Below are 5,818 nucleotides of genomic sequence, written 5' to 3'. Positions count from 1 at the left end.
TGTTTATTTTATAATTTCTCGTTATTCATCACGCTCATAAATAAGACAGGGACAAACACATGCCACAGCAGGGATTGCGCTTCACTCTGGAAGTGGATGGCCAGGAGCCGGATACTTTCGCTGTCATCAGCTTCGGCTTAAAACAGGACTATTCACTGCCGTTTGTCCTTGATGTCGACGTCGCCAGTGATTCCTTCAGGCAGACCGCAGAAACATTACTCGAAAAAAACGCCACCCTCACGGTCTGGCAGGGGCAGCAGGTGCTGCGCCATATCAGCGGGGTCATCGCCACCTTCGGCACAAAAGAGAATAATGGCTGGCAGATGCTGTACCGCTTTGTCATTCGCCCTCCCCTCTGGCGCTGCAGCCTGCGGCAGAATTTCCGCATATTCCAGCAACAGGATATCCTGGCTGTCTCCGACACCCTGCTCAGGGAAAACGGTGTCACGGACTGGACTGACGGGTTTAACGAAGACCATCCGCCCCGTGAATTCTGTGTACAGTATGGTGAGTCAGACCTCGCGTTCCTGACCCGTCTCTGGGCCGAGGAAGGTATTTTCTTCTTTGATAAATCTGCCCCGGATACACCGGAACAAAAACTGACGCTGTGCGATAACGTCGCCGGACTCAGATGCCTGACTGACCCCGTCGCCTTTAACCCGAACACCACAACAGACGTTTCTGCAGAATGCATCAGCGTGTTCCGCTACGAGGCCACCGTCAGCCCCTCCTCAGTGCAGAGCCAGGACTACACCTTCAAGGTTCCAGACTGGCCGGGCATTTACGACCATGAGGCCGATAACCTGAACGGCCAGCGGGCACAGTACGAGATTTTTTGATTATCCCGGTCGCTTCAAGGATGAACAGCACGGTGAGAGCTTTACCCGTTACAAAATGGAAGGCTGGCGCAGTGGTGCCGAAACGGCCACCGGTGTCAGTAATTCCCCCGGGCTGTGGCCGGGAACCCGCTTCACCCTTGCCGGACATCCGTCTGTCAGTCTCAACCGGGAATGGCAGGTGGTGAGCAGTTCCCTGACAGGCATACAACCTCAGGCACAACACGGAAATCAGGGCGCCGGAACCTCACTCACCAACCATTTCACCGTCATCCCCGCAGAACGCACCTGGCGTGCCAGACCCCATCCAAAACCGAAAGTGGATGGTCCGCAGAGTGCGGTGGTCACCGGGCCGGCAGGGGAAGAGATTTTCTGTGACGAGCACGGACGGATACGGGTGAAATTCCTGTGGGACCGTTATCACGGCGGCACGGAAGACAGTTCCTGCTGGATCCGGGTCTCCCAGGCCTGGGCCGGGGCCGGTTTTGGCAACCTGGCCATTCCCCGCGTGGGTCAGGAGGTCATTGTGGATTTTCTCAATGGTGACCCTGACCAGCCCATCATTATGGGCCGCACCTACCATGAAGATAACCGCTCCCCCGGAGACCTGCCGGACACAAAAACGAAGATGACCATTCGTTCTAAAACCTATAAAGGGGATGGCTTTAATGAACTGAGTTTTGAGGACGCCACCGGCCAGGAGCAGGTCTATATCCATGCGCAGAAGAATATGGATACCGAAGTGCTGAATGACCGCACCACCGATGTGAAAGTGAACCATACCGAAACCATTGGCGGCAACCAGGTTATTACCGTGCAGCAGAACCAGGTGCAGACAGTGGTGCAGAACCAGAAAGAGACCGTGGGGCAGAACCAGAGTATTACTGTCGGCCTGAACCAGGCAGAAACGGTGGGGGTGGTCCGTGCACTGACGGTAGGTGTGGCGTACCAGACCACGGTAGGCGGTGTGATGAATACCTCGGTGGCGCTGACACAGTCCTCTCAAGTGGGGATACAGAAGTCATTGCTGGTCGGTAAGGGTTATAACGTCAGCGTCGGGGAGAATGTCACCTTTACGGTGGGTAAAAGCAAAACCGAGAGTACCGGGAAGGTGGCCGTCTATTCCGCCGGGGAACATCTGGAGTTGCGTTGCGGGCAGGCCCGGCTGGTGCTGACGCAGGACGGCAAAATATTTCTTAACGGCACTGCGATTAACCTCCAGGGTATGCAGACCATCAGCGGCGACGCTCTGATGATCAACTGGAACTGCGGTATTGCAGAAGACCCACCGAAAGCGCCGCAAGAAAACGGCAGTTCGTCGCCGGATATGCGGCAGTACTGAGCCCGCGACAGTACAAAACGATAAATAAAAAATAAGCATTACATTCAGCAAAACAGAAGGACTGGAACATGATCGGAAAACCGGCAGCACGTCAGGGTGACGGCACCATGACAGGTGGCCCAATAATCCAGGGCTCGGCGGGGGTGATGATTGGTGCACCGACCGGCGTGGCCTGTTCGGTCTGTCCGGGTGGCATGACCTCCGGCAACCCGGTCAATCCGCTGCTGGGCGCAAAGGTACTGCCCGGCGAAACCGATATTGCCCTGCCCGGCCCGCTGCCGTTTGTACTCTCGCGTACCTACAGCAGCTACCAGACCAGAACACCTGCCCCGGTGGGTGTGTTCGGCCCCGGCTGGAAGGCGCCCTTTGATATTTGCCTGCAGATACATGATGCGGAACTGATACTCAACGACAATGGCGGGCGCAGTATTCATTTTCATCCGTTGTTTCCGGGGGAAACGGCCTTCAGCCACAGCGAGTCCTTCTGGCTGGCGCGGGGTGGCGTCCCGGCACTGCACGACAGTAACCCGCTGAGCACACTCTGGCAGACACTGCCGCAGGATATTCGCATCAGCCCGCATATTTATCTTGCAACCAACAGCCTTCAGGGTCCCTGGTGGATCCTGGGCTGGTCTGAGCGCATTCCCGGGCCGGAGGAAGCGCTGCCCGCCCCGTTGCCGCCGTACCGGGTGCTGACCGGTCTGGCGGACAGTTTCGGGCGGACAATGACTTTCCAGCGCGCCGCATCCGGCGCATTCTCCGGAAACATTACCGCCGTGACAGACGGTGCAGGCCGCCATTTCCGGCTGGTGCTGACCGCCTGTCAGGACGCGCCCCCCGCCACGGGTTATGGCGCAGACAGTGGCGTTCGCCTCGCCGAAGTGTGGCTGTCCCGTGACCCGGAATACCCGGATAACCTGCCCGCCGTTCCCCTGGTGCGTTATGAATATTCATCCCGGGGTGAACTGGCGAGGGTGTATGACCGCAGCGGTACTTCAGTTCACGACCTGACTTATGACATGCAGTATCCGGGACGGATGGTGGCACACCGCTATGCGGGCAGACCGGAAACCAGCTACCGGTATGACGTTGCCGGGCGCGTGACGGCGCAGCATAATCCGGAAGGCTTAAGTTATTCCTATGTTTATGAACACAATCGCGTCACTGTCACCGACAGTCTGGGCCGCCGGGAGGTACTGCACACCGACGGCGACGGCGGGATGAAACGGGTGGTGAAAAAGGAGCATGCCGACGGCAGCATCACCCGCAACGACACTGACATCGCCGGCAGACTGCTGGCGCAGACGGATGCGGCGGGCCGGAAAACCGAATACCGGCACAGCCCCGCCTCAGGTCAACTGACGGCGATCGTCACACCGGATGGCAGGCTGACGGAGTTTTGCTATAACGCCCGGCGCCAGCTGACCAGCACGGTCCACCCTGACGGGCTGCAGAGCCGGCAGGAATATGATGACCACGGCAGACTGACGGCTGAAACCCTGCGCAACGGCAGTACGACCCGTTATTTTTATGATAATCCGCGCAGCGAATATCCTTCCTCCACCGAAGATGCCACCGGCAGCCGGAAGCAGATGACCTGGAGCCGTTACGGTCAGTTACTCACCTTTACCGACTGCTCCGGTTATGAAACCCGCTATGAATACGACCGCTTCGGGCAACTGACGGCAGTGCATCAGGAAGAAGGCGTCAGTCAGTTCCGGACGTATGACAGCCGGGGCCGTCTGACCTCTGTAAAAGATGCACAGGAACGCGAAACTCACTATGAATACAACGTGTCTGGCGATCTGACAGCAACCACATTCCCTGACGGCAGTCGCCGCGAAAACACGCATGACGCCCGGGGCCACATCCTCAGCAGCACACAGGACGGGCTGACGCGGCGGATGCAATACGACGCTGCAGGCCGGGTCACGCAGCTCACGAATGAAAACAACAGCCACACAACGTTCACTTATGATGTACTGGACAGGCTGACGCAGGAAACCGGTTTTGACGGCAGGACGCAGCGTTACGGCTACAGTGCCACCGGGCTGCTCATCCGCAGTGAAGATGACAGCCTCATTACCTGCTGGCACTATGACGCAGCAGACCGACTGACGCACCGCACGGTGAATGACGAACCGGCGGAGCAGTGGCGTTACAGTGAGCGCGGCTGGCTGAAATCAGCCACGTCAGTGACGGGCACCGCGTCACTGTACAGTACGGGCACGACGACCAGGGCCGTACTGTCCATGAACGCCAGAGGGTGCATCACCCGGACACGGGTGAACTGGTGTGGCAGCATGACACCCGGTACGATTACAGCGACAGTGCACTACTGAACCGCATCACACCGGATAACCTGCCCCCGCTGGAATGGCTGACGTATGGCAGCGGTTATCTGGCTGGCATGAAACTTGGTGATGAACCACTTCTCGACTTTACCCGTGACCGCCTGCACCGTGAGACGCAACGCAGCTTTGGTAATTACGAACTGACCACGGCATACACGCCGGGCGGCATGTTACAGAGCCACCACCTGAACATTCCCCGGCTTGACCGTGACTACATCTGGAGCGCTGACGGGCATCTTGTCCGCATCAGCGGGCTGAATGAACAGCGTGATTATCAGTACGGTCCCTCCGGTCGGTTGCGCAGTACGCACATTAAATCAGCACACCATGACCTGACACAGTGGACCCTGACCGACCCGGCGGGCAACCGGATAGCGGAGCGGGATGACTACCCGATGCTGCCGGATAACTTCCGGAATAACCGTACCGGTCAGGATGTGGATAATGTCTACCATTACGATGCACACGGCAGACTCACTGAAAAGGATGAGCGTCGCCCCCGTCCGCGTGGCAGCCTTTCTCATCATTATGGCTATGATAACCAGCACCGGCTGACGCATTACCGTCAGTTGCAGCACGGCAGTCTGCTGACGGAAAGCCGGTATATCTATGACCCGACGGGCCGCCGCACGGGTAAGCGGATATGGGAATGTACGGTCTGTGACGATGGTTCGTGTACAAAGCCGGAACTGAAGGAAACCGTATGGTACGGCTGGGATGGCGACCGGCTGACCACCACGCAGACAGACACCGTCCGTATCCAGACGGTGTATCTGCCGGGCAGTTTTACACCATTAATCCGCATTGAAACCGCAACCGGAGAGCTGACGAAAGCCCGCCGCCGCACGCTGGCGGAAAAACTCCAGCAGGAGGCGGGAATGGTGTTTGTACCGGAACTGGTGGCAATGCTGGATAATCTGGAGCGGGAACTGAAGGCGAACCAGGTCAGCGGGCAAAGCCGGCAATGGCTGACGCAGTGCGGGCTGACGCCGGAGCAGATGAAAAACCAGATAGAGACAGAGTACAGTCCGCAACGGAAAATCCACCTGTATCACTGCGACCACCGTGGCCTGCCGCTGGCGCTGGTTGACGCTAACGGGAAGATAGCCTGGAGCGCAGAGTTTGATGAGTGGGGGAATATGTTGCGTGAGGATAACCCCGGCAATCTGCAACAACTTATCCGGCTGCCGGGACAGCAGTATGATAAGGAAACGGGGCTGTATTATAACCGTCACCGGTACTATGACCCGGAGCAGGGGCGGTATATTACTCAGGATCCGATTGGG

The 5,818-nt window shown here is 57.9% G+C and carries 2 pseudogenes; both read left to right on the top strand.

Annotation, left to right across the window (positions count from 1 at the left end):
- The first annotated feature begins 59 nt into the window (after nt 1–59).
- Nucleotides 60–2,178, top strand: a pseudogene (locus GTGU_RS22950) (type VI secretion system Vgr family protein).
- 68 nt (nt 2,179–2,246) lie between these two features.
- Nucleotides 2,247–5,818, top strand: a pseudogene (locus GTGU_RS22945) (DUF6531 domain-containing protein); the annotation flags it as partial.

Source organism: Trabulsiella guamensis ATCC 49490, from assembly GCF_000734965.1.
Taxonomy (GTDB): domain Bacteria; phylum Pseudomonadota; class Gammaproteobacteria; order Enterobacterales; family Enterobacteriaceae; genus Trabulsiella; species Trabulsiella guamensis.
Note: the sequence above shows the minus strand (reverse complement) of the source record. Positions and strands in the feature narration are given on the sequence as shown.